This window comes from Candidatus Methanoplasma cognatum (assembly GCA_009777615.1).
Classification (GTDB): Archaea; Thermoplasmatota; Thermoplasmata; order Methanomassiliicoccales; family Methanomethylophilaceae; genus Methanoplasma; species Methanoplasma cognatum.
This window is the reverse complement of the sequence record WRLM01000002.1, coordinates 239,062-260,962: the sequence shown is the minus strand read 5'-3', so window position 1 is coordinate 260,962 and position 21,901 is coordinate 239,062. Positions and strand designations below refer to the sequence as shown.

28 protein-coding genes, 2 tRNA genes and 1 rRNA gene are annotated in these 21,901 nt (G+C 53.0%); 15 read left to right on the top strand and 16 right to left on the bottom strand.

Going from position 1 to position 21,901, the window contains the following annotated elements; all coding sequences use genetic code 11:
- Positions 1 to 33: 33 nt before the first annotated feature.
- From FWG96_04260 to FWG96_04245, 4 genes are all read right to left on the bottom strand, one after another.
- Entirely contained in the window at positions 34 to 774 is a 741-nt protein-coding gene (locus FWG96_04260) for a hypothetical protein (protein MCL2032463.1), read from the bottom strand.
- Complete coding sequence (locus FWG96_04255; protein ID MCL2032462.1) at positions 768 to 1,604, bottom strand: SatD family protein; 837 nt, start codon at positions 1,602 to 1,604, stop codon at positions 768 to 770. The genes FWG96_04260 and FWG96_04255 overlap by 7 nt, the downstream gene beginning before the upstream one ends.
- 146 nt (positions 1,605 to 1,750) lie before the next feature.
- Entirely contained in the window at positions 1,751 to 3,571 is a 1,821-nt protein-coding gene (aspS, locus tag FWG96_04250) for an aspartate--tRNA ligase (protein ID MCL2032461.1), read from the bottom strand.
- Positions 3,572 to 3,792: 221 nt separating this feature from the next.
- The gene (locus FWG96_04245) at positions 3,793 to 5,025 is read right to left on the bottom strand and encodes an ATP-binding protein (protein MCL2032460.1); all 1,233 of its coding nucleotides are present in this window, start codon (positions 5,023 to 5,025) and stop codon (positions 3,793 to 3,795) included.
- A 246-nt stretch (positions 5,026 to 5,271) separates the two neighbouring features.
- Between FWG96_04245 and FWG96_04240 the strand changes: the two genes are divergently transcribed.
- The 7 genes from FWG96_04240 to FWG96_04210 all read left to right on the top strand — a co-directional run bounded on the left by FWG96_04240 (position 5,272) and on the right by FWG96_04210 (position 10,164).
- Positions 5,272 to 6,459 (top strand): DHHA1 domain-containing protein, encoded by a 1,188-nt coding sequence (locus FWG96_04240; protein ID MCL2032459.1) that lies wholly within the window; start codon positions 5,272 to 5,274, stop codon positions 6,457 to 6,459.
- Positions 6,460 to 6,477: 18 nt separating this feature from the next.
- Entirely contained in the window at positions 6,478 to 6,843 is a 366-nt protein-coding gene (locus FWG96_04235) for a nascent polypeptide-associated complex protein (GenBank protein MCL2032458.1), read from the top strand.
- 4 nt (positions 6,844 to 6,847) lie between these two features.
- The gene (locus tag FWG96_04230; protein ID MCL2032457.1) at positions 6,848 to 7,078 is read left to right on the top strand and encodes a HypC/HybG/HupF family hydrogenase formation chaperone; all 231 of its coding nucleotides are present in this window, start codon (positions 6,848 to 6,850) and stop codon (positions 7,076 to 7,078) included.
- A 90-nt stretch (positions 7,079 to 7,168) separates the two neighbouring features.
- Positions 7,169 to 7,290 (top strand): 5S ribosomal RNA (rrf, locus tag FWG96_04225).
- Positions 7,291 to 7,352: 62 nt separating this feature from the next.
- Complete coding sequence (locus FWG96_04220) at positions 7,353 to 8,129, top strand: isopentenyl phosphate kinase (GenBank protein ID MCL2032456.1); 777 nt, start codon at positions 7,353 to 7,355, stop codon at positions 8,127 to 8,129.
- On the top strand, positions 8,129 to 9,184 hold the full coding sequence (fni, locus tag FWG96_04215) for a type 2 isopentenyl-diphosphate Delta-isomerase (protein ID MCL2032455.1): 1,056 nt from the start codon (positions 8,129 to 8,131) through the stop codon (positions 9,182 to 9,184). The genes FWG96_04220 and fni overlap by 1 nt, the downstream gene beginning before the upstream one ends.
- A complete protein-coding gene (locus tag FWG96_04210; GenBank protein MCL2032454.1) occupies positions 9,163 to 10,164 on the top strand; it encodes a polyprenyl synthetase family protein in 1,002 nt (333 codons plus the stop codon). Before fni ends, FWG96_04210 begins: the two co-directional genes overlap by 22 nt.
- On the opposite strand, the gene radB is transcribed toward FWG96_04210, so the two are convergent.
- Positions 10,165 to 10,824, bottom strand: a complete 660-nt coding sequence (gene radB, locus FWG96_04205; GenBank protein MCL2032453.1) for a DNA repair and recombination protein RadB — start codon at positions 10,822 to 10,824, stop codon at positions 10,165 to 10,167.
- A gap of 189 nt (positions 10,825 to 11,013) precedes the next feature.
- Complete coding sequence (locus tag FWG96_04200; protein MCL2032452.1) at positions 11,014 to 11,688, bottom strand: TIGR00266 family protein; 675 nt, start codon at positions 11,686 to 11,688, stop codon at positions 11,014 to 11,016.
- Between the two features lie 54 nt (positions 11,689 to 11,742).
- Between FWG96_04200 and FWG96_04195 the strand changes: the two genes are divergently transcribed.
- The 5 genes from FWG96_04195 (at position 11,743) to FWG96_04175 (ending at position 15,035) form a co-directional block, all read left to right on the top strand.
- On the top strand, positions 11,743 to 12,366 hold the full coding sequence (locus FWG96_04195) for a Kae1-associated serine/threonine protein kinase (GenBank protein MCL2032451.1): 624 nt from the start codon (positions 11,743 to 11,745) through the stop codon (positions 12,364 to 12,366).
- Complete coding sequence (gene rdgB, locus FWG96_04190) at positions 12,363 to 12,914, top strand: RdgB/HAM1 family non-canonical purine NTP pyrophosphatase (GenBank protein MCL2032450.1); 552 nt, start codon at positions 12,363 to 12,365, stop codon at positions 12,912 to 12,914. The genes FWG96_04195 and rdgB overlap by 4 nt, the downstream gene beginning before the upstream one ends.
- A gap of 43 nt (positions 12,915 to 12,957) precedes the next feature.
- Positions 12,958 to 13,030, top strand: a tRNA-Pro gene (locus tag FWG96_04185).
- Between the two features lie 99 nt (positions 13,031 to 13,129).
- Entirely contained in the window at positions 13,130 to 13,447 is a 318-nt protein-coding gene (locus FWG96_04180; protein ID MCL2032449.1) for a nucleotidyltransferase domain-containing protein, read from the top strand.
- A 583-nt stretch (positions 13,448 to 14,030) separates the two neighbouring features.
- Positions 14,031 to 15,035 (top strand): phosphate uptake regulator PhoU, encoded by a 1,005-nt coding sequence (locus FWG96_04175; protein ID MCL2032448.1) that lies wholly within the window; start codon positions 14,031 to 14,033, stop codon positions 15,033 to 15,035.
- 198 nt (positions 15,036 to 15,233) lie between these two features.
- Here the strand turns inward: FWG96_04175 and FWG96_04170 are convergent.
- The 5 genes from FWG96_04170 to FWG96_04150 all read right to left on the bottom strand — a co-directional run bounded on the left by FWG96_04170 (position 15,234) and on the right by FWG96_04150 (position 16,726).
- Positions 15,234 to 15,306 (bottom strand) — tRNA-Pro (locus FWG96_04170).
- A gap of 22 nt (positions 15,307 to 15,328) precedes the next feature.
- Positions 15,329 to 15,520 (bottom strand): DNA-directed RNA polymerase subunit N, encoded by a 192-nt coding sequence (locus FWG96_04165; GenBank protein MCL2032447.1) that lies wholly within the window; start codon positions 15,518 to 15,520, stop codon positions 15,329 to 15,331.
- Positions 15,521 to 15,529: 9 nt separating this feature from the next.
- On the bottom strand, positions 15,530 to 15,928 hold the full coding sequence (locus FWG96_04160) for a 30S ribosomal protein S9 (protein MCL2032446.1): 399 nt from the start codon (positions 15,926 to 15,928) through the stop codon (positions 15,530 to 15,532).
- 4 nt (positions 15,929 to 15,932) lie between these two features.
- Positions 15,933 to 16,358 (bottom strand): 50S ribosomal protein L13, encoded by a 426-nt coding sequence (locus FWG96_04155; protein ID MCL2032445.1) that lies wholly within the window; start codon positions 16,356 to 16,358, stop codon positions 15,933 to 15,935.
- A 5-nt stretch (positions 16,359 to 16,363) separates the two neighbouring features.
- Positions 16,364 to 16,726, bottom strand: a complete 363-nt coding sequence (locus tag FWG96_04150; GenBank protein MCL2032444.1) for a 50S ribosomal protein L18e — start codon at positions 16,724 to 16,726, stop codon at positions 16,364 to 16,366.
- Between the two features lie 177 nt (positions 16,727 to 16,903).
- On the opposite strand from FWG96_04150, the gene FWG96_04145 reads away from it, so the two are divergent.
- Together FWG96_04145 and FWG96_04140 are read left to right on the top strand one after the other, a co-directional pair.
- On the top strand, positions 16,904 to 17,914 hold the full coding sequence (locus FWG96_04145) for a TIM barrel protein (protein MCL2032443.1): 1,011 nt from the start codon (positions 16,904 to 16,906) through the stop codon (positions 17,912 to 17,914).
- Positions 17,915 to 17,918: 4 nt separating this feature from the next.
- Positions 17,919 to 18,458: an SIS domain-containing protein gene (locus FWG96_04140; protein MCL2032442.1), complete on the top strand. Its 540-nt coding sequence runs from the start codon at positions 17,919 to 17,921 to the stop codon at positions 18,456 to 18,458.
- Here FWG96_04140 and FWG96_04135 read toward each other — a convergent pair whose 3' ends face one another.
- From FWG96_04135 to FWG96_04120, 4 genes are read right to left on the bottom strand one after another with little or no spacing between them, the layout of a single operon-like run.
- Positions 18,459 to 18,968: a hypothetical protein gene (locus FWG96_04135; GenBank protein ID MCL2032441.1), complete on the bottom strand. Its 510-nt coding sequence runs from the start codon at positions 18,966 to 18,968 to the stop codon at positions 18,459 to 18,461.
- A complete protein-coding gene (locus tag FWG96_04130) occupies positions 18,952 to 19,437 on the bottom strand; it encodes a ubiquitin-conjugating enzyme E2 (protein MCL2032440.1) in 486 nt (161 codons plus the stop codon). The genes FWG96_04135 and FWG96_04130 overlap by 17 nt, the downstream gene beginning before the upstream one ends.
- Before the next feature lies 1 nt (position 19,438).
- Positions 19,439 to 19,681: a hypothetical protein gene (locus FWG96_04125; protein ID MCL2032439.1), complete on the bottom strand. Its 243-nt coding sequence runs from the start codon at positions 19,679 to 19,681 to the stop codon at positions 19,439 to 19,441.
- Complete coding sequence (locus FWG96_04120; protein ID MCL2032438.1) at positions 19,678 to 20,445, bottom strand: ThiF family adenylyltransferase; 768 nt, start codon at positions 20,443 to 20,445, stop codon at positions 19,678 to 19,680. The genes FWG96_04125 and FWG96_04120 overlap by 4 nt, the downstream gene beginning before the upstream one ends.
- Before the next feature lie 484 nt (positions 20,446 to 20,929).
- On the opposite strand from FWG96_04120, the gene FWG96_04115 reads away from it, so the two are divergent.
- Positions 20,930 to 21,136: a DUF2116 family Zn-ribbon domain-containing protein gene (locus tag FWG96_04115; protein ID MCL2032437.1), complete on the top strand. Its 207-nt coding sequence runs from the start codon at positions 20,930 to 20,932 to the stop codon at positions 21,134 to 21,136.
- On the opposite strand, the gene folP is transcribed toward FWG96_04115, so the two are convergent.
- Positions 21,131 to 21,871 (bottom strand): dihydropteroate synthase, encoded by a 741-nt coding sequence (gene folP, locus FWG96_04110; GenBank protein MCL2032436.1) that lies wholly within the window; start codon positions 21,869 to 21,871, stop codon positions 21,131 to 21,133. The genes FWG96_04115 and folP overlap by 6 nt on opposite strands.
- Between the last annotated feature and the right edge of the window lie 30 nt (positions 21,872 to 21,901).

Sequence of the window (21,901 nt, the reverse complement as noted above, 5' to 3'; positions counted from 1 at the left end):
CCCGTCTCGCGGACAGACCGCACGACAAGCGGGTCAGAATATCTGCCACATTATGAAGAGCAGTATTATCGGGATCAGTATGCTGCTGAACGTACCTATGATGAATCTTTCCGCAAAGGACCGTTCCTTGAACTGCTCAAGTCTGGCAAGGGATTTTGCCGCGATGACGAACGCGATCGCCGTATATCCTCCCATGGACCCCAGGATCAGGACTATGATCCTCTCGCAGATACCTATCGCCGAGCCGAGACCCGCTTCATCATTGCCGGTCTCCTCTTCGCAATGGGCGCTGAACAGACGGGGATGATCCAGCACCCGTCTGACGAACTCCGATGAGGGGGCCGCGCAGATCAGCAGCGACAGCAGGAGATACAGGTAGAAATCGGCCCTGTCGCCGAACGCCGACGAGAGCGCCTCAGTTACCCAGTCGTAGATCTCGCTTCCGGAGAAAAGGACATACACCGTCATCAGGAGCATTGCAACGTTCAGTACGTTGGTGAGAGCGAAAATGGTGAGTCCACCTTTTTTTGCTTCGAACGGGCCGCGGCCGATCAGGCAGATATTATGCGTCACCGCAACGAAAAGAAAATAGATGAGCACATCCGTCAGCGTATCTGATATCATTAAGACTGGGACTATAAATGGAACAGCGTACAGGAGCAGGGAGACGGCATAGTCTCTTCCCTTGTTTTCCGGACCGAAGGGGCCCTTGAATCTTTGCAGATAAAAGGCTCCGATCAGATAGGCGGCTATGATGAGTATGTAATTCAGCATGTTTTTTCACCATTCGAAAAGTGCTCAGCTATCAAAGACGCGCTTATAAATAGAGAACGGACCATCTCTATGTCCCCTTTTACTATCATCTGGCGGATATTCTCCGAAGACACGCCGAGCATGTCGCCGATCCTTGCCGGGATACTCCTGCCGATCGTTCTCTCATTGAAACTAAGGCCGGTCCCGTTCTGCCCGACTGGGGGTTCTTCGAAGAGATCAGCTAGCGTTTGTCTGCCCTGCGTTTCCCTGCCTGCCCCGTATTGGTCAATACTCATGCCTACGAATCCGGATATTTTCTTATAATATTCGCTCCCGTTTGAATCGGGGGCCGCTAGGGGGTTCAGTAAGAACACAAGATTGTTGATTATTCCCTGTTTGTAGCTTTGCTTTGACATCAGTGTGTGCGCGGCCATGAGGTACTGGTTCACAAAGGGGTCTCCGCTGCCTTCCGATCTGAAAAGCACCTCACGCCCGCCATCCTTTGAGGATGACAACGCATCGCGTGCGTTATGATATGAGGAACCGTCCATCCTGTTGCTGTCTTTATACGGCATATCAATCAGGTCTCCGACACCTATCCCGCACCGTATCCTGTATGGGTGGACCGCGGACCGTATAAGGGTGTAGCAGCAGATTGCGGACGAAGGGGTTGTGAACAGTCCCTGTATGCTGTCGCCTGCCGAAAAGTCCAGCTTATACCTTATACTTTTTCCGTAAACGCTGTTGGCAAGGTCGGCTGCATCTGAGAGTCTCTCCTGTGCGTCGATCCTCTCTCCTTTCTTCATGTCCCTGGAGTTCCTTATGTCAAGGATGAATGCGGCGTTTATCATTTTGAACGGAGATATTACTTACAAGTATTCAAGCGTTTTCGCTTGTATAATTAATTAACAAGCGTTTTTGCTTGGAAAATAGATAAACAAGCGTTTTAACTTAGAAGGTCAGGCTCAAGCGCCGAGATATTATCGGGAGATGCTGTTCACTCCTCGTCGATGCCTTCCATGCCGTCGAAGTCGATATCGTCTATGGCCAAGGACATTATCTGCAGCTCTTCCAGTTTCTTCTCATCCACCTTGGCGGGCGACTTGTCGAAGAGGGACACTGCCTTCTTGTTCTTCGGGAATGCGATCACATCTCTTATCGTATCCTTACCCAGAAGTATCGCCAGGAACCTGTCCACTCCCAGGGCTATGCCTCCGTGGGGCGGCGCCCCGTAACCCAGGGCCTCTATGAAAAATCCGAAATCGGCCTCTATCCTCTCGTCATCCACGCCGATCTTCCTGAATACTTCGGCCTGCATCTCCGGGTCGTGTATCCTTAACGACCCTGACCCGAGTTCGTTGCCGTTCAGGCAGAGGTCGAAGCACGCCCCTCCCACATACGGGTCGTTCAGATCGTTCTCCGGCAGAACAAAAGGATGGTGGAACGCGCCGTGCTTCCCCGATACCGGGTCGACCTCGAACATGGGACAGTCCACCAGCCACAGGAACTGCATCTCATCCTTCGGGATAAGTTCCAGATCCTCCGCCAGCTTCCTTCTCAGCGCCCCTCCTCCCTCGTAAGTGGATTTCCAGGGCCCGGCGATGAGGAACAGAAGGTCCCCCTCCTCCGCGTTCATCTTCTTCTTGATCGCTTCCAGGATCTCCGGTGTGAAATACTTCGTGATGTTGCTCTCGAGCTTGCCGTCCTTGCATCTCATCCATGTGAGTCCGCCGAGGCCGAACTTCTTAGCCTGGCCGATGTATCTGTCGACGTCGTTCCTTCCTATGCGTTCACCGGCGACGTCCGCTTTCAGGTTTATGCCGGCGACCATCCCTCCCGCTTTGAGTATCCTTTGGAATATATCATAGGGGGCGTCCTTCACCGTCTCGGTGAGCGAAACGAACTTAAGACCATACCTCAGGTCCGGCTTGTCCGACCCGTATGTTTCCATGGCCTCTTTGTATCCTATGCGTTTGAACGGTATCTCTATCTCCTTGCCGTAAAGGCCTTTCCAGACGTATGCGATCATGCCTTCCACCGCATCCTGGATGTCCTTCATGTCGACGAATGACATCTCAACGTCTATCTGGGTGAATTCCGGCTGGCGGTCCTTCCTGGAATCCTCGTCCCTGAAACATCTGGCTATCTGATAATAGCGGTCCATGCTCCCGACCATCAGCATCTGTTTGAAAAGCTGGGGGGATTGGGGAAGGGCGTAGAATGTTCCGGGGTGCACCCTTGACGGGACCAGGTAGTCCCTGGCGCCTTCCGGGGTGGATCTTGCGAGGATGGGCGTTTCTATCTCAAGGAACCCGTTCTCGCTCATGTACTGTCTGACCAGATGGAGGAACCTGCTCCGGGTCTCCATGGCCTGTATCATCTCCGTTCTTCTGAGATCGAGGTACCTGTACCTCATTCTCGTGTCTTCGTTGGGAAGCACCCCTTCCTTTTGGTCGCCGAGCTCGAAGGGCGGCGATCTTGATCTGTTAATTAATTCCGCGCTTGTGATGAGGACCTCCACATCTCCGGTGGGGTTCCTTCCGTCCTCCGTGCCCTCGACCCTTTTTCTTACAATGCCGCTGACGGATACTACGGACTCGCGGACGAACCCCCTCATGGTATTCGACAGGGAATTAACGTCCGTTCCGGCCGGAACATCTTCCGGATCAAAGACTATCTGCGTTATTCCGTATCTGTCGGCAAGGTCGACGAAGGCTACTCCTCCGTGGTCTCTGGAGAACCTTACCCAGCCCTGAAGACAGACCTCCTTTCCTATGTCCTCCGGCCTAAGCTCTCCGCATGTGTTGGTCCTTCTCATCGCTGGTACCTCTATAGGTTGACGGATTCCGGCTAAGAACTGCGTTATATAAAACTTTGTTTGTTCTGCGGCGGGCCTCCGGTCCTTTCAAGAGTGCGCGTGGATTAAGAATTGAGCGCGGCCGGACCGTACTTGAGAGAAGGCATAAGAGGCCGTCCCTTGACAACGGATCAGCCGGCGGCGTGTCCGTTGGGTATTCGGTCAGCCCTCCCGCAGATACATCATATCACGGTAATAGGGAGGGCATACACTCCGTCCTTTATCGGGTACGGCTTCTCCGTCAGACAAATGATGCAGGAAGGGCCCACATTATAGTCAGATTTATCCAGCCTACTGAATGCCTTGACGTCCGAAGGACCGTATGTCATTCCGGATTTGCATTCAATGAGCGATAACGTCCCGTTCCTGAGGATCATGAAGTCTATCTCGTTCATCTGAGAATCCCTGTAATAATGGAAGCCCGCGTCCTCTTTGTTGTTCCTGTAGGATTTGAGGATCTCGTTGACAATGAATGTCTCGACCATCGGGCCTTTGAGATACCCCGCCCTTAGAGTATCGGCGTCGGTTACCTTTGCAAGATGGCAGGCCAGTCCCGTGTCGGAGAAGTATATCTTGGGGTGCCTCACGATCCTTTTTACAGCGGACCTCTCAGAATATGCCCTGACAAGGTGAATTATGTCACCTGCCGCCAGAACGCTGATCCACGACTGTACGGTCTTGATGTTGACCCCTAGCGTATTGGCCACATTGTTGTACACAAGCTCCTGGCCCGTCAGTGAGGCTATAAGTTCCATGAACTCGAGGAACTTGTTCTGATCTTTTAGGTTCATTATCTGCGACACCTCGCGTGCTATGTAAGTGTCCACATAATCCGAATAGAATTCATGCGCCCCTAATCTCTCTTTTTCATAGAGTTCGGGGTATGACCCGCGGACTATCATCCGGTAGAGTCTCTCCGGGTCCAGCGTGTACTCCCTGCACCTTTCTATGTTCTTTTCGAAATCGACCGTGAACGGCACCTCGGTTCTGGAAAGGATCTCGCTGAGACTCAGCGGGGACATTCTGACAATGGATATCCTGCCGGCCATGGACTGGGTCACGCCTTCCATCAGGTTGTATGCCTGGCTGCCGGTAAGTATGTACATCCCTTCGTTCCTGCCCGTGCTGAATTTCGCTCTGTCGACCGCTGACTCTATGGAATCGAAAAGTCCCGGCGCATACTGGACCTCATCTATTATGAGGGGGGTGCCGTGGGTGCTTATGAACATCTCCGGGTCATTTTTTGCCATGGACCGCTCCGCCATGTCCGCCAGCGTAACATAACCGAAACCATGCTTTCTGGCTATCTCCCGGCACAGTGTGGTCTTGCCCGCCTGCCTGGCGCCGGTTATCAGCGTGACGGGTTTCAGAGCGATGCTTCGCTCAACGGAGGCAAGAGCGGTTCTGGATATCATCAATGATTGAGATGGGTTTTGAATATATGTAATTTTTGTAGTTGTACTACAATTTTTACATCAAACGCCAGAATGAAGAACAGACTTCCGCAGCATACTGGGAGGGTCCGGACAAAGAGATCGGGGGGCCAGAAAAGAAGGGCTGGTCTGCTTCACAGCAGCGTTTCTCCCTGCGGCATAACTTCTTTGCACGTATGTCCCCCTCCCGTCGCATATTTATTACGTAGGCTTTTCATATCCTCCGGCATGACGGAAGAGGTCTTCAGGCGCGACGGCTACGCTTTTGAGTTCGAAGCCTGCGTATTATCCGTTGAGGGTGACGATGTCGAGCTTGACATAACCGCCTTCTATCCGGGCGGCGGGGGGCAGGTGTGTGATATCGGAACGATACGGGGCTCCGGTGTCACGGAGGTATTCTACAAAGGCGGAAATATAATCCATAAGGTCCCGAAGAACGATCTGAAGAAGGGGGACAAGGTCTGGTGCAGCGTCGACTGGGACAGACGTTACGGCCTCATGCTGGGACACACCGGGGAGCATCTCCTCTTCTGCTCTCTGAGAAGGCAGGTCCCGGAACTTACGATCAACAAGATCTTCATCTCCCCTGAAAGCAAATATGTTATCGTTGACAGGGACATAAGCTGGGAGGATATAGGTAAAGCGCTGGAATTCGCGAACAGGGCGATAAGAGATAACCTTCCCGTGACCAAAGCGGTCATGAGCCGGGACGACCCGGAGCTTGAGAAAGTGAGGATAAAAAAAGAGAGGATCCCCGAGGGGGAGGACGTCTCGGTCGTGTCCATCGGGGACATAGATCTATCGGCGTGCAGCGGCCTCCATGTCATGGAGACAGGCGAGCTGGAGATGATATTCGTCGACAGGAAGGTCTCCGCCGGAAAGGACGGGATCGCGATACATTTCAAGGTCGGCAGCGAGGCCAAGGACTCCGCGATGGCACTGGCGAACGCGAGCCTTCAGGCCTCGGACGCGGCGGAAAGCAAACCGGAGGACCTCGTGCGGGCGGTGTCCAACCTGAAGGCGGAGTACGATGCGCTGAGAAGATCGGCGGGCTCCTTCGTGAGGAAGCAGGCCATGGACCTTGTACCGACGACGGTGGGAGGAGTTGAAGCGGTGGGCGGGATATTCCCGTCTGTCGACAGGTCCGTCCTATCGGAGGCGGCGGAGACGCACAAGAACTCAGGAAGGGTCTGCGTACTGGTATCGGCCGGGGAGAGCGCGTCTGTCATAATATCCTCCGGGAACGGGAAGATAGACTGCAGGGACGTCTTGTCAAAGGTCCTCGCCGGATTCGGCGGGAGAGGCGGCGGCAAGCCCGACTTTGCTCAAGGGGGGATCGCGGACGCCGCTTCGGCGGAGGAACTGTTCTCAAAAACAATGGATGAGGTTGTACAACGGCTACAATTAATTAAGTGAAGTGCATAGAGGTAGCGTATGTCAGGAATGAGAGGCGTAAATCCCCGCCAGATGCAGCAGGCAATGAAGAAGATGGGCATAAAGCAGACGACCATCGACAATGCCACAGAGGTCATAATAAGAACGACCGACAAAGAGATAGTGCTCACAAATGTGGAAGTGGTGCTCGTCGACATGCAGGGAAGCCGCAGCTACCAGATATCTGGAGACGAAGAGATCCGTAAGCCCGGGTCGACGGGTCCGGCGGCCGCGCCGTCGTTCCCCGCCGTGGACATCGAGCTTGTGATGTCGCAGACAGGATGCGACAAAGAGAGGGCGGTCAAAGCGCTGGAAGACGCGAACGGGCAGCCGGCGGAGGCCATACTCAAGATAATGACGAGCTGATAACATGTGTCTGGCAGTGCCGGGGAGGATCATCAGGATCGATGGGGACGTGGGAGAGGTCGATTTCGGAGGCGTTATCCGAAAAGCGAACATCACGATGGTGGAGGCCAAGGTCGGAGACTGGGCGGTCGTGCACGCAGGATTCGCCATAGAGATAATGGACGAAGAAGAGGCTCAGGAGACCCTGAAGCTGTGGAATGAGGTCTTGGAAAGCGATCACGCCTCCATGCAATGACGGTCCTGGCGTTCACAAAATCTCTTGATTTAACAACTGGAAACAGCCTGCGCATAGATTAATATAGTTTGTAGTTATGGCAGGATTTGGTCTGACGGCCATAGCGGCGGGGAAACACCCGGTCCCATCCCGAACCCGGCAGTAAAGTCCGCCCGCGTATCTGTCTGTACTGTACTGCGCAAGCGTACGGGAACATTGACACGCTGTCAACCACTTCTCTTTCCATTTAAAAAAGCATGATAACTATTAAAACAACCTCCGCCATCATTCTGCAATGATATTGATCAAACTTGGCGGAAGCATTATCACCGACAAGACCCAGTACAGGACCTTTAACGGCGGCTGCGTACGAAGGCTCTGCAAAGAGATCAGAGATTCGGGGGAGAGCGTGATCATTGTCCACGGCGGCGGCTCCTTCGGCCATGTCCTCGCAAAGGAATACGCCCTGCAGAACGGGTTCGCGGATTTCGGGCAGGTGCCGGCCGTCGCGAGGGTGCAGTATGATATGAGGGAGCTCAATCTCATGGTCATCGGAGAACTGCTGAACGCCGGCATTCCGGCGGCCTCGGTGCCTCCCGGTTCCTGCTTTATGATGGATAACGGGAAACTCATCCTGGACGATCCGGAGGTCCTTCTCTCGGCGTCCCACCTCGGGATAATGCCGGTGACGTTCGGCGACGTCGTCTTCGACCGGAGCAAGGGATTCGGGATCTGTTCCGGAGATCAGCTGATGGAGGTGCTTTGCGCCCTGTATAATCCTAAGAGGGCGGTCTTCGTTTCCGATGTGGACGGACTGTTCGACAAAGATCCGAAAAAGAACCCGGACGCAAAGCTGCTGACCGAAGTGACCTCCGAGCTTCTGAACAAGATATCAAGCGAGAGCGGCGCGGACGACGTTACGGGGGGAGTACGGGCCAAGATGGAGGCCATGCTGCGGATGACGTCCCCGGAGCGGGACTGCGTGCTGGTCAACGGTTCGGTCGAAGGGCGGCTGTACTCACTATTAAAGGGAGAGAGAGTTATCTCCACCACTGTGAAAGGAGGATTGTGATGGCCCCCATCGAAGAAAGGAAAGCGGACCACATCGAGATATGCCTCAAAGAAAGGGTGGAACCGGGGTATTGTTACTGGGATGACGTCAGACTGATACACAACGCGCTTCCGGAGGTTAATGCCGACGAGATAGACATGTCGGCCGAAGTATTGGGAAAGAAATTGGATTTCCCATTCATGGTCACGGCCATCACCGGAGGGTTCCAGGGCGCCAAAAAGATCAACGAGAACATCGCGAAAGCGTGTTCCGAACTCAGGATCGGAATGGGCGTCGGAAGCGAAAGGGCCGGTGTCGCAGGCAAAGAGCGGGACAGTTATTCGATAATAAAAGAATATGACATCCCCCTGGTAATAGGGAACATCGGAGCGCCGCAGCTCGTATCCCAGCACAGCAAGGACAAGTTCTCCGCTGACGATGTGGGCAAGGCAAAGGATCTGATCGGCGCGGATGTCATGGCCATACATCTTAACTTCCTGCAGGAGGTCGTCCAACCTGAGGGGGACACGAACGCAAAGGGCTGCTTCGACGCCATAAGGGGTCTCGCAAAAGAATATCCGATAATAGTGAAGGAGACCGGCGCCGGGATATCGAAGGAAGTGGCATTGAGGCTGAAAGGCACCGGAATATTGGGAATGGACATAGCAGGCATGGGCGGAACAAGTTTCTCCGCCGTCGAACTCTACAGAGCCATGGCAGGCAATGACATGATAAGGACGAACATGGGCGGGTCCTTCTTTGACTGGGGGATACCCGCCCCCGCGTCCCTTATCGCGGCAAGGAACGGTCTCCCGATAATTGCGTCCGGAGGTATACTGGACGGGATCCACGTGGCCTCGTCCGTCGCAATGGGCGCATGCTGTGCCGGCGCGGCGCACGCGGTACTGCGGGAGGCCACCGAATCATCCGATGCGGTCATAGAGAAACTCACTTTGATCAGAGAGGAACTCAGGGCGGCCATGCTTCTTACCGGTTCAGCTAACATAAAACAGCTTTCCGGCGCCAGATACATAGTGCTTGGAGAGACCAAACAATGGCTGGAGGGATTGTTATAGACGCAAAAGAGTATTTGATGAAGACCTCAAAAGAACTGGACGGCCCCATAAGGCAATACATCGGCGACGAAGAGCCGGCAAACCTCATCGAGGCCGCAAGGCAGTATCCTTACGCCGGAGGTAAGAGGATGCGCCCAGCGATGGTGCTCGCCGCGGCGGGCGCGGTTGGCGGGGACGTATCGAAAGCTATGCCGCTTGCGGTCGCAGTCGAGTACATACACAATTTCACCCTGATACACGACGACTTCATGGACGGGGACGAGAAGAGGAGAGGGATGACGACCATCCACGTCGCATACGACGTACCGACGGCGATACTCGCCGGGGACGCCCTGTTCGCAAAGGCGTTCCAGATAATCGCCGATCTCGATGTTCCCGACAGGAACATGAGGGAGATCCTGAGGTACGTCACGCTGGCGGTCTGGGACCTTGCCCGCGGCCAGGAAATGGACATCAACAACGAGAGAAGAATCGTTTCCGAGGAGACCTATATCGAAACCATCAGATTGAAGACCAGTGTCCTGTTCGCCGCCGCGGCGGCGGGCGGCGCGCTAGCCGGCGGCGCCGATGACAAGACCGTGAACGCCCTTCACGAGTATGCGATGGCCCTCGGCCTTGGGTTCCAGATATTCGACGACTATCTGGGTATTGCGGGGGACCCTTCGAAGACCGGGAAATCTGTCGGCAACGACATCAGGAAAGGAAAATGCACGGTGATGGTGACGCATGCGGTCAGGAACATCAAGGACTCCCTCGTCCTTGAGGAGTTCAAAGGCATCCTCGGCAACATGGATGCGACAGAGGAGCAGATAATGAGAGCTAGGTCCATCATGGAGAACGCCGGGAGCATATCCTACGGAAAGCGTCTGGCACAGGAGAAAGTGGACGAAGCGCTGTCCAAACTTGACGTCCTAGCTCCGAGCGAATACAAGGACTTCATGATCGCCCTCGCTAAGTACGCCATAGACAGGGACGTCTGATCAAAGGTCCTCTATTCCCGCCGCGGTTATCCTGTAGTTCGCATACCTGCCCTCAGGTATGCTGCGGTGTTTCATTATGACGGCGGTCCGCACGCTGTTGCCTTTCTTGTCCAGCCTTAATATGGTCTTGGAATTATGGCTCAGCGCATGCCCGCCCAGGAACTCTATGCCCCCTGTGGATATGTTTGAATAGACCTGCGATGTCAGCAGCACCGCGACCTCGTTCTTCCTCGCCATACCCAGCAGGGCCTCTATCTGCCTGACGAAATCGTTCCTTACCTTCATATCGTCGTGGTTGATCCTGTAGAACATGTTGATGGAGTCGACTATCGCGAGATCGATCACTCCTTTATCGGCGAGGTTCACCGTCCTGTCCACGCGGTCGGACTGCTCCTCAAAACTGTGGACCTGAGAGACCAGAAGGTTCTTTGTGTTCTCGCCGTCCGCTCCGAATATCTGATTAACCCTGTCATAAGAAAGCCCCTCGGAGTCTATGTACGCCACCCTCTCCCCGTTCCTGATGACGTTACGGGCGGTCTGCAGACACACGTTGGACTTGCCTGAGCCCGCCTCGCCGTAAAGGAGCGTAATGCTTCCCTTCTCCATCCCCCCTCCGAGAAGATCGTCGAAGGCCCTGCATCCAGTGGGTACGCGAATCACGAATGTGGAGGGTTAAAGGGATTGATAAAGTTGTTTAAGAGCAGCGGTCAATCCTTATCTCGGGAGTCCCTCTCTTTGATCGGTTCTTATCGTCTAGACCGTACGCCGCATTGGTCTGACAGGTCTCGTCCTTTGCGGCATAAGCATGATCTTCTATCTTGTACTCCCTGTGTAAGCCGCGTCATCACCTCATTTGTTCGGAAGGAACGGTATCAGCGAAAGCGCGAGTTCCGAGAGCGTCATGGACTGGATGATTATCTTACCCGGACCGGTGAGAGTGGTGACGAACAGCCCCTCCCCGCCGAACATGGCCGTTTTGATCTTTCCGACCGATTCGATGTCATATTTCACGGTATCCTGCCAGGCAACGGCCTTGGCCGTGGCGACCTTGTACTGCTCGCCCGGTCTCAGGTCTACGATGTTGAAGTCCCCGCATGCTGTGATGAACGCTATGCCCGTCCCGCTCAGCTCCTGAAGGACGAGTCCCTCCCCGCCGAATAGGATATTGCTAAATTTCTTCTGGAACGTTATGCTGAGTCCCACGGTCTCCTGCGATCCGAGATATCCGGTCTTTTGGACGATCCATTTGCCTTTGCCGATATCGAGATCGACGATCTTGCCCGGTACTGAGCCTCCGAGACCTACGATCCCTGTGCCGCCTTTGGACCTGTACTCCACAAGAAAAAGGGATGCTCCCGATATCGACCTACCCAGCCCTTTCAGGAGGCCTCCCTGCATCTTAGCTTCCATGACCACGTTGCCGGTCATGTACGCCATGCTCCCGGCAACGGACTGCAGGACCTCGTTCGCGTCCAGCTGCACATTCACAAACTGAAGGTTGTCCCCTGTGATCGTGTATCTCATGGTCTCAAATCGGTTCACGGCTATTTATTTACATAAGATTGCAGATTGACCCCCATGACCGACCCGGTGCCGATGGCTAAAGGGGCTGAAGCGGATATCTTCGCCTCCCGTTTCCTCGGAAGGGACGCTCTGATCAAAATAAGGTCCCCGAAGAGGTACAGAGCGGCCGAGCTCGATAATGAGCTTCGCTCATCCAGGACGAGGAACGAGGCCAGGCTCATGAAGGAGGCCAGAAAGGCTGGCGTAAGGACTCCCGTGGTGTATGATATAGATCTGAAGGAGTTCTCCATCACGATGGAACTGGTAAAAGGCGTGAACGTCAAGGAAAAGCTGGACGGGGACCCGGGCTCTGCGCCGGAGATATGCAGAATGATCGGAGCCGCCGTCGCGGGACTCCACAATGCCGGGATATGTCACGGGGACCTTACGACCTCGAATATGATAATTACGGATGACGGAAAGATGTGTTTGATAGATTTCTCGATGGGGAGGACAAAGGCCGAGCTTGAAGACATGGGGGTGGACGTGCATCTTTTGGAAAGAGCGTTCACCTCGGCCCATCCGGGCCTCGCGGGTGCCTTCTCGGAACTTATGGCCGCATATCTTTCGATCAAAGAAAAGCCGAAAGCGTTACTGCGCAAAATAGAAGAGATAAAGAACAGAGGCAGATACACTTGAAGATCAACATAATAACCTCCAATCCGGGAAAAGTAATGGAATATCAGCGTTCTTTCGAAGGACTCGGGATAGAAACGGTGCACTTGAAAGTACCTTATGACGAGATACAGTCCTCAGACCTCGAAGAGGTCGTCAGAAAAGGCATGGAAGAGCTGAAGTCCAAAGGCATATCTGATTTCATAATCGATGATTCCGGCCTCTTCATCGATCGCCTCGGGGGGTTCCCCGGTGTCTGGTCGGCATATGTTCAGAAGACGATCGGCAACGAAGGGATACTGAAGCTCATGAACGGCATAGATAACAGAGGCGCGGCGTTCAAATGCTGCATAGGATGCAGTATATGCGGCAGGGATGTGATCGTCACCGGTGTCTGCGGCGGCATTATCCTTGAAGAGGAAAAGGGAACCGGGGGCTTTGGGTACGACCCCATATTCAGCCATGACGGGAAAATGTCCTTCGCGGAGATCCCCTTGGACGAGAAGAACGGCGTTTCTCACAGAGGCCGCGCCGTAGAGCTGCTTCTTGAGAAATTGAGAGACATCCTCTGACCTTGGGCAAAACTTAATATCTTCATAATCATCAGCCGTCTAGGGGCCTATGGGCTAGCCTGGTATACTTGTGGCTTTGGGAGCCATTGACTCCGGTTCAAATCCGGATAGGCCCACTCCCGCCAGTCCTTGCTCAAAACACTTGTCAGGAATGCATGCTGTTACGGATCCTTGTTATAAAAACCGTTATAGAGTATTCAGCCGATATGTTCTGCATGGGTTCAGCAGAGACAAAATGTAATCTCACATTTGAAGAATTGTGCGATATAGTTGCACCCATAGCTGAAAAACGGGGAGTTGAAAGAATATATCTGTTCGGTTCAAGAGCCCGCGGAGATAATGGCGAGGAAAGCGACTATGACTTCTACATCATGCCGGGGCGCATCCGCAGCCTGATGGGGCTGGGCGGCCTTATGAATGATCTTGAGGAAGCTCTCGGAACCGGAGTGGATATCATCACCGAAGATCCGCACATCAAAGAAAACTTCATGAAAGAGATGTTACGCGACAGAAGACTCGTCTACGAAGTTTGATATCAGGCGCATAGCCCTCAGGGAGATCAGGCAGAACGAGACTTGCTGACTGCAGCACGGCGTCGTCGCGGCTCGGGTGCGCCGTTGGCTTTGGTTCGAATCCGGATGGGCCCGCTCCCTACTTGACCATTGTTTCATACTATAGAGCAGATCTCTGCCCGGTGCGGTCGTCTTACTGTTCCTCTATACTTCATTCTGTATTCATTTGGTATATTTAGTGCCTGTTTGATACATAATCCATATATAGCCTCCAATAGTGAAAAATACCACTCTACAGCGTATACGTCGCCCTTAAATCATCATTTATAGATAGATTCTCTAGAAAAACCTCCATATTTAATAAAACCTACCTGGGGCACAAAATCATGCCCATTGTATCAACTTGCATACTCCATATTTTAGCCAGCATACCCCGTTATATTCAAGAATATCTTCACAATATATTACTAATTATTTTCGTTTTTGTCTGTGTATGTCCTCCTTTCAAGTAAAAAGAATTACAGGATTTAAATATATATTACCTATATTTTATAGTTTGTAGATATAGATATTATTATATTGTACATGTACATAATGTAGAACCATGGACGTAAGGCGTGTACAGATAACGGGAGGGTCGTCATTCATGATAACCCTTCCGAAAGAATGGGCAAATTCGGTTGGGCTGAACAAAAACGATACAGTAGGTGTTCAGTCGCAACCGGACGGCAGCTTGACATTGTATCCCAAGGGCAATGCCCCGGTACCCAAGCGCTGCACAAAGACAATCGATGCTACGAAGATCAAAGACCGCGGATTCCTGAACAGGCAGCTTATAGGCGCATATATCGCGGGACATACATCTATGTTGATCACAACGGAGCATCCTATTCCGAGTGCAGTATCAGGTGCGATCGCCAACTTCGTACAGACCGCCATCGGTCTTGAGATAGTCGAAGCTGACGATACGCATGTGCTTATCTCGGACCTCTTGGAACACAAAGCCATAGAGCCGAAGAAAACAATTGAAAGGATGAAGCTGTTGATCAAAGGGATGATACATGATATGTACGAGGCCGCCTACACCGGCAACCTCGATATCATAGCGGACATGAAATCCAGAGACGTGGAGATAGACAGGATCTACTGGCTTATAGCCAGGCAGTGCAACATATGTCAGAAGAGTCTTTCGACTTCCAGCAGATTGGGTCTCCCGCTGCCTGAGCTGACCGCCTGCCTTTCTCTGACCAGGATCTTGGAGGTAATAGGCGATCATATAATTGTGGTGTCTAAATACCTCATGAAAATGTCAGAAAATGACTGCACCTTCACCAAGATAGACCGGGATACGTACGACTACGGAATGAAGGCCATAGAACTCCTGACGAACGCTGTGAAAAGCTGGGTCGACAAAGATATGGAACTGGCCGAGAAGATGGTAAAGGAATCCGATCTGATAATGGAGATGACCTGCAAAGCCTCGAAAACGGCCGTGTTGACAGACTGTCTGTCAATAACTCCCAGAGACTTGGTGCTGTTCAGCGCGAAAAGGCTGTCAGAGTACTGCAAGCTCATTGCCGAAACTTCATTCAATGTCGCCATGGAGTGATGGCGATTCTAAACTTCTTAACACAAACCTTAACTTCATACTTTTCTAAATGCTAGCCATTATTTGTAGCAGGTGTTCTAAAAATTAAAAAGTTAAAGTAATGAGATAGAGCGTTCAATAACAGAAAAACGAATGCCGAAAACGACGGTCAAAGATGTTATTGGATTTCAAAATTGATGTGCTGGATATAGAGTAAGGTGGGCCCGCCCAGATTTGAACTGGAGTCAATAGCACCCCAAGCTACAAGGATACCAAGCTACCCCACGGGCCCTTAATTGGTTTTGTTAAATGGTTTATCCGAGAGGCGCTATCTCTCCGATGAGGTCCGCATGGGATACGATCATCCTGCGGCAGCAGTATCTCTCGAACCCGAGGCTGTTCAGGACATCCTTGGGGTTCTCTCCCATGCCTACGCGCTTGACATACTCGGGGTACGCGCTTCCGACCACCTTTCCGCATGTGAAACATCTCACCGGTATTATCATGATATCACCTTAACGATATGACTTCTGCTTCTTGGCGCGGGCGCCGTGTCCGAGGGGGTTCTTGGGAAGCTTCCTTCTGTCATCGTTGATGATGAGCGTTCTGTCGTACGCTCTGAACACCGCTTCCATCTCTTCGTCTTTGTAGAAGTCGACCAGGCCTCTCGCTATCGCGGTCCTTGCCGCTGCGGCCTGACCCATCACTCCTCCTCCGTTGACAAGCACCGCTATGTCCACTCCGGACGCCTTCTCGGGCACAAGACCCAGAGGCTCCTGGATCTTGAGTCTTGCCAGTTCCGGGCCGTATGTTTCCAGAGGCACTTTGTTGATCGTCACCCTGCCGGTACCCTCTTTGACGGTCGCTCTCGCGATCGCAGTCTTTCTTTTTCCGCTTGTATTTACGTGCTCCATGAGATCATCTCACGTTGGATCCCAGGAATTTTGAGACGGCTCCCAGGGTTGTGTATTTGCCGGTGATCTCTCTGTCTGCCTCTTCGGGCCTCAGTTTGTCGCATGATTCGAACTGCTTAGGCGTCCCCACGAACACGTGGAGCCTCCTGTATGCGTCCCTTCCGCTGCTCGTCTTCCAAGGTATCATACCTCTGACGCAGCGCTTGAAAAGCAGATCCGCCCTGCGGGGATAGAAGGGTCCTTTCCTCTTCGTGGTGTCTCCGCGGTCGACCTTTGCTTTGAAGTCGGCGAATACGATCTCTTTCCGACCCGTTATCACAATTGCTTCCGCATTGAGGATCACTACCTCTTCCCCGCCCATGATCATTTCGGCGACATTGCTGGCAAGCCTGCCGTGGATCAGTCCTTTTGCATCAATGACCGTAACCATTCATATCACCTCATGATCCTCACATTGGAACCCTCTGGATTGGTTTCCATGAGCTCCCTTATTGTCAACGTCCTTCCTCCGGCGGCGGTTATGCCCGCCGCTGCGGCATCCGAGAAACTGTATGCTGCCACTGTCATCTTCTTTGTTACGCTGCCTGCGGCGAGAACTTTTCCGGGGACGATCACAGTGTCCCCGTCCTTCGCATACCTTTCAAGTTTGCTGAGGTTTGCTTCGGCCCAGTTCCTTTTCGGTTTCTCAAGCCTAAGCGCTATGTCTCGCCAGATGGCAGCTCCGTTCTCCCTCGTCTTTGCCTTGAGGTCTGATATCAAGGCAATGAGGTAGGGATTCGTTTTGAAGCTTTCACTCATTTTCTGACTCTCCCGACATTGGGTAACCGTCGTATGGGGAGGTTGTTTATAAAACTATCTTGGCTTTTCTTTTTATTATAGGAAGAACATTCGTGTGCGCACCTATTTAATAGTCTCCAGCATTCACATGTCGCAGTTGGTGATACCCTGATAAGATTCGGACCGGCCGGAATACCATTGTCCTGTAAAGGGCGAACACTGAAAGACGGGATAGAGGACGTGCACAACCTGAGCCTTAACGCTCTCGGGATCCAGATGGTGAGGGCGGGTGTGTACGGAAGATATCCGAACGAGGAGGAAGTGGGCATCAGGATCAGAGATGTCACAGACGGCTTTGTCATAGAGCTGGAGAGGGGGGGTGAGCTGATATCCGATCCGGAGACCGTCATAGAGGAAGAAGACGGCCTCATCTATATGTCGTCAGGAATAACCAACAATTTCGGCGAACTTTACGGCATCGGGAACATAGCAAAGAGACTGGACGTTAACATATCGCTGCACACCCCATACTATATGGACCTGGGTTCGAACAACGAGCTGACCGGATCGTGCATCGACAGCATAAGAAGGGCGGCGACCATCGTGAACGCCCTTGACGGAGATGTCGTGGTCACCAACCTGGGCCTTTACACGGGAAAGCTTCCCGAAGAGGAGATAGATGCCAACATCGAAGAGAACGTCGCGGCGATAATGGATTGGTGGAAAGACAACAGGATCAGGCCGAAACTCGGCGTGGAGATAACCGGCCATCAATCGGTATACGGCTCGCTGGACCAGGTGCTGGACCTCTGCGACTCCATTGACGGGGTCGTTCCGGTGATCAACTTCCCCCACCACCATTCGAGGACCAACGGCTCTCTGATGGAATCGGAGGACTTCCTTGAGCTTCTGCAGCAGGTCGAACCATATTGCAAGGACATGATCCACACGGCCTTCGCCGGCGTCGAATACAGCGACGGGAACGAAAAAAGGCTTACTCCGATAAAGAAGGGGGACCTGAGGTTCGAGCCTCTGGCGGAGGCGCTCTGCGACCTCAAGCCGGAAGCGACGATAATATCCGCATCGCCTCTGCTGGAACATGACGCCATGTACATGAGGATCATCAACGAGAGGGTCTTGAGCAAAAGGGTCGCCAGGGCGCTGAAGGAAAAGAGAAAAGCGGAAATGGCCGTTGCCGCAGAGGAATGAGACCTTGCAGGAAACGATGGATTACCTGAAAGAACGCTGCAAAGCCGTGGTGTATTCGATACCCGGAGAGGACTGGGATACCCTTATCGATCTTATCATTTCAAAGGAGAAGATATTCGTCTACGGCTCCGGCAGGTCCGGCCTCATCGGACAGCTGTTCTCGGTCAGGATGGTCCAGATCGGATTGAAGGTCCATTTCGTGGGCGACATGACCACTCCGATAATCGGGAAGAACGACCTTACGATACTTGTTTCGAACACCGGCCGTACGATGTCGGTCGTCCAGACGGCGGAGATCGCCAGGCGCATCGGCTCACACGTCGTGTCGCTGACGTCGTCGGCGACAAGCAGGCTTGCGGCGGCATCGAACACCACCATCCTCCTTAAGATCGAGAAGGATGCGATGGATCCGGTACTGGCTCCGCTCGGTACGATATTCGAGGATACAGTGCTCTTCTTCTTCGACTGCATAATACCGGAGCTGATGAAAAGGCTTAACGTCACGGAAGAGGACATGCGGAAAAGACATGCCATATGGGTATGATCACGTCAGGATTATCATCGGGACCTTCTGCGGTTCGCCGCCTATGCATGAGAATGCTGCCAGAGTGGAATCGGACGGGTCGATCACAACGGCAAACCCTGTCTCGTTACCGAATATGCCCGTATGTGTCCTTATGTCTATGTCCGAAAGATAACACCCTATCCCGAGATGCGAGTGATACCATCCTACCACCGCATCCCCTTCGCACTTGTCGATAGAATCGAACAGATCCTCTATGGCATCCCTGCTGAACCTTACGCTCGCCTCATCCGCATCCAGGCCGGACGTGGCCGTATCCGTTACCCTCACGTAAATGCCGCCCTCATCTTTCAGAATGTGTCCTATCAGCAGGCCCATCACCTCTTTGTTTTCCAGATATCCCGCATCCGCATGGTCCGTCATTGACGCTATCGTCCCTTCGGTGATGTAAAGTGACACGCCTTTCACCGGCCTTGTCCTGAATTCTATGTCTGGCGCGTCCGAGGAGATTATCTTAGGCGTCGTGCTCACCGTACCTTACTTTGGCTTCGAACTTCGGCTTGTTCTTGACATACCACTTCGCCGCTTCCATGCAGGAGTCCGTGCCGTAGGGGTTCATCGGATTCGGGTCTGAGATCAGCTGTTCCACCCCCTTAACAAAAGAAAGGAGCGACGACCCGAATGACCAGTTGTCAAGCGTCTTCACGCAGACGAATCCGCCGTCGCCTGGCATCATTATGTTCGGATGGAATATGGGGGTCATCCACCTTGCCCTCGGCCTTTCGTACGGATAGTTGTCTGACACCACAATGGCAAAGACATGATCGTTGCCTATCTCGTCCCTGGATATCCTTGCGGGAGTGTTTTTGAGCGATATGCTTATCTCGATCGGGAATCCCGCGTTCTCCGGCACCGGGGGGATCCTTATCCTCAGGTGATCGTTAAGGCCGAGGATCTCATTGTTGATCCTCTTTATCAGCACAGGTTTTACCAGGCCCATCTCAGCTTCCGCCTTCCGGGTCCGGGATCATCTCAATGACGTCGTCATCTCTGAGGTTTATCTCATCTATGCTCTGGCTCTTGTTGAGGAGTTTCGATCCTTTTCTGAGAACATAGGCGCCGGCATCCTTCCCCCAATACTCAGCGGCGGTGTCGATTATATCTTCCACAGACTCATATGACTCCAGTTCCATCCTTATGGATGAGCTGTTCAGCGTGTTGACCACGGTAATTCTGACGGTCATTTCAATTCCTCCGTATAGTGATTCGAACAGTTACGATCCTCCGGGATCTCGAGATACTGCATAGTTCCCGACATCCCGTCGTAGTACATGACATTCATGATACTCAACTCCCTCTTACCTGATAATATTTTCATCGCTTCCCTTACCTGCACGGCCGCGATCACCGACGTTGTCGTTATCTCCGCCGCCAGTTTAGGCACGAAAATTGTGCCTCCTCCGGTGCAGGAGAACCTTTCGTCCATCAGCTTCATGTGGGAGCTGTTCATCCCGCATTCAAGACACGGCCCGCTTTCGAACACGACCTGTACCTTACCTCTGAAACCGTCCGTGGCGCCGTCTATGTACGGTATCCTGTGGTATCTCGCATGGGAATTGGCGTGGAGTCTGGCGGATATGTTGTCGAGACATCCCATCACGATGTCGAAATCCCAGTCCTCCAGTTCCTGTATCATTGATGTAAAGGGAGTTATCTTTGTTCCTGAGTGGAGCTCGGACGCCCTTTCCGCTACGGCCTCCGCTTTATTCCTTCCTGCGTCGGCCTCTCTGAAGAATACGCATCTGCTGAGGTTGGACGGGACGATGCGGTCCATATCCGCGACGGTGATGTCACCGAATCCCGCCAGCAGCATACATTTTATGACCTCGTTCCCCAGCGCGCCCGCGCCCGCCACCAGGCATCTGGATGTCCGTATCTTTTCGATGTCGAGCCAGCCTATCCTTTTCATCCTGTCGAACCGGTCGGCGTCGTATTCCCTTGCTTTCACGCGGTACCCCCTCATTGTGCGTATAAACTGTTGGCGGCCGGACGCCGGTGTCCGTCCCCGAGTTATGCTACAGTTAACACGAGTCTGTTTTAAAAAGGCTGACATAGCGAGAGACGCCGGTAGTTGGGCAGTTCGGATTCGCCGACCACTTCAAACCCGGCGAACCCGGAACCGACCCGGTAGGAGACATATACTTATGCGACAACCATCCGGTAAAGTCCGGATAACTGTCGTCATAGGCGGTATCAGGACCGTCATTATTCTTGATATTCCCTGAACGACAGGCGAGCGGTTCCCGTAAGGAACCCGGTCCTTTCGGGAACCGTTACGTCCTCCTGATCTTCAGCATAGGTATGCTTGATTATAAGTATGACGCGGGGGCCGTGCTCGGCTGACCGTGTTAATTCTGTCATCTGTCGTATGATACGGCTAAAGCGCGGCAGGATGAGGCGAGAGATTTAAACCATGACCGCGATGAACCGTCATGACCGTGAAGCTGCCCGAACACGACCACTGCAAAACATGCGGGGATCCCGTACCTTTCGACCAGGCGTACTGTTCGGAGGACTGCTATTGGAAGGAACAGGCCAGGATCAAAAAGGAAAAGAAGGATAACATGCTTTTCGCGGTCTTGACCGTGGTGAGCGTGGCGGCGATACTGGCGGTCGGTATCTTTATGCAGGCGTCATAAGCGGGACCTTACCTTACCGACATTGTGCACCCTCAGTATCCTTGCGCCGTTGTCAGCGGCCGTTACGGATGCCGACGCCGTAGCCTCATCCGTTTCCATATCTGGGTAATAGTGAGAAAGGAATCTTTTTCTGGACGGCCCTATGAGAACGGGGTATGCGCTGCTGAACCATCCGCTGTTCTCTACGATCATCATGCTCTGTTCATGGGTCTTTCCGAAACCTACGCCCGGATCAAGTATGATGTTCCTTTCCTTCATCCCTTTGCTTATGACGTGCTCCGCCCTCTTGCTGAGGAATCTTTTGATCTCACTGAGGGCGTCTCCTTCCATCGTATCCGTTCCGAGAGTTTTCGGCGTCCCGTGCATGTGCATGATCACCGCCGGGATATCATTGGATATCGCGATATCGGCCATGGTCTCATCCCTCAATCCCCAGATATCGTTGATGAGGGATGCGCCCGCCGATACTGCCTCTTCCGCGACATGCGGCTTAGCAGTGTCTATCGAGATGGGGATATCAACAGTAGGAACCAGATCTCTTATCACTCCGATGACCCTCCGGATCTCTTCTTCCTCGGTAACGGTATCGGAGCCGGGCCTTGAGGATTCCCCGCCCACATCCAGCATATCGGCGCCTTCGTCTATGAGATGGTAAGCGCGTTCCAGCGCGCTTTCCTTTGATAGGTACGCGCCCCCGTCCGAGAAGGAATCGGGGGTGACGTTCAGTATCCCCATTATCAGCGGCCGGCCAGTCGGCCTTTTCCA

Bases quoted from the DNA above. Each gene is read 5' to 3' on its own strand.
- FWG96_04260 (MCL2032463.1), bottom strand. From the start codon at position 774: ATGCTGAATTACATACTCATCATAGCCGCCTATCTGATCGGAGCCTTT.
- FWG96_04255 (MCL2032462.1), bottom strand. From the start codon at position 1,604: ATGATAAACGCCGCATTCATCCTTGACATAAGGAACTCCAGGGACATG.
- aspS (MCL2032461.1), bottom strand. From the start codon at position 3,571: ATGAGAAGGACCAACACATGCGGAGAGCTTAGGCCGGAGGACATAGGA.
- FWG96_04245 (MCL2032460.1), bottom strand. From the start codon at position 5,025: ATGATATCCAGAACCGCTCTTGCCTCCGTTGAGCGAAGCATCGCTCTG.
- FWG96_04240 (MCL2032459.1), top strand. From the start codon at position 5,272: ATGACGGAAGAGGTCTTCAGGCGCGACGGCTACGCTTTTGAGTTCGAA.
- FWG96_04235 (MCL2032458.1), top strand. From the start codon at position 6,478: ATGTCAGGAATGAGAGGCGTAAATCCCCGCCAGATGCAGCAGGCAATG.
- FWG96_04230 (MCL2032457.1), top strand. From the start codon at position 6,848: ATGTGTCTGGCAGTGCCGGGGAGGATCATCAGGATCGATGGGGACGTG.
- FWG96_04220 (MCL2032456.1), top strand. From the start codon at position 7,353: ATGATATTGATCAAACTTGGCGGAAGCATTATCACCGACAAGACCCAG.
- fni (MCL2032455.1), top strand. From the start codon at position 8,129: ATGGCCCCCATCGAAGAAAGGAAAGCGGACCACATCGAGATATGCCTC.
- FWG96_04210 (MCL2032454.1), top strand. From the start codon at position 9,163: ATGGCTGGAGGGATTGTTATAGACGCAAAAGAGTATTTGATGAAGACC.
- FWG96_04200 (MCL2032452.1), bottom strand. From the start codon at position 11,688: ATGAGATACACGATCACAGGGGACAACCTTCAGTTTGTGAATGTGCAG.
- FWG96_04195 (MCL2032451.1), top strand. From the start codon at position 11,743: ATGACCGACCCGGTGCCGATGGCTAAAGGGGCTGAAGCGGATATCTTC.
- FWG96_04180 (MCL2032449.1), top strand. From the start codon at position 13,130: ATGGGTTCAGCAGAGACAAAATGTAATCTCACATTTGAAGAATTGTGC.
- FWG96_04175 (MCL2032448.1), top strand. From the start codon at position 14,031: ATGGACGTAAGGCGTGTACAGATAACGGGAGGGTCGTCATTCATGATA.
- FWG96_04165 (MCL2032447.1), bottom strand. From the start codon at position 15,520: ATGATAATACCGGTGAGATGTTTCACATGCGGAAAGGTGGTCGGAAGC.
- FWG96_04160 (MCL2032446.1), bottom strand. From the start codon at position 15,928: ATGGAGCACGTAAATACAAGCGGAAAAAGAAAGACTGCGATCGCGAGA.
- FWG96_04155 (MCL2032445.1), bottom strand. From the start codon at position 16,358: ATGGTTACGGTCATTGATGCAAAAGGACTGATCCACGGCAGGCTTGCC.
- FWG96_04150 (MCL2032444.1), bottom strand. From the start codon at position 16,726: ATGAGTGAAAGCTTCAAAACGAATCCCTACCTCATTGCCTTGATATCA.
- FWG96_04130 (MCL2032440.1), bottom strand. From the start codon at position 19,437: ATGGGCCTGGTAAAACCTGTGCTGATAAAGAGGATCAACAATGAGATC.
- FWG96_04125 (MCL2032439.1), bottom strand. From the start codon at position 19,681: ATGACCGTCAGAATTACCGTGGTCAACACGCTGAACAGCTCATCCATA.
- FWG96_04115 (MCL2032437.1), top strand. From the start codon at position 20,930: ATGACCGTGAAGCTGCCCGAACACGACCACTGCAAAACATGCGGGGAT.
- folP (MCL2032436.1), bottom strand. From the start codon at position 21,871: ATGGGGATACTGAACGTCACCCCCGATTCCTTCTCGGACGGGGGCGCG.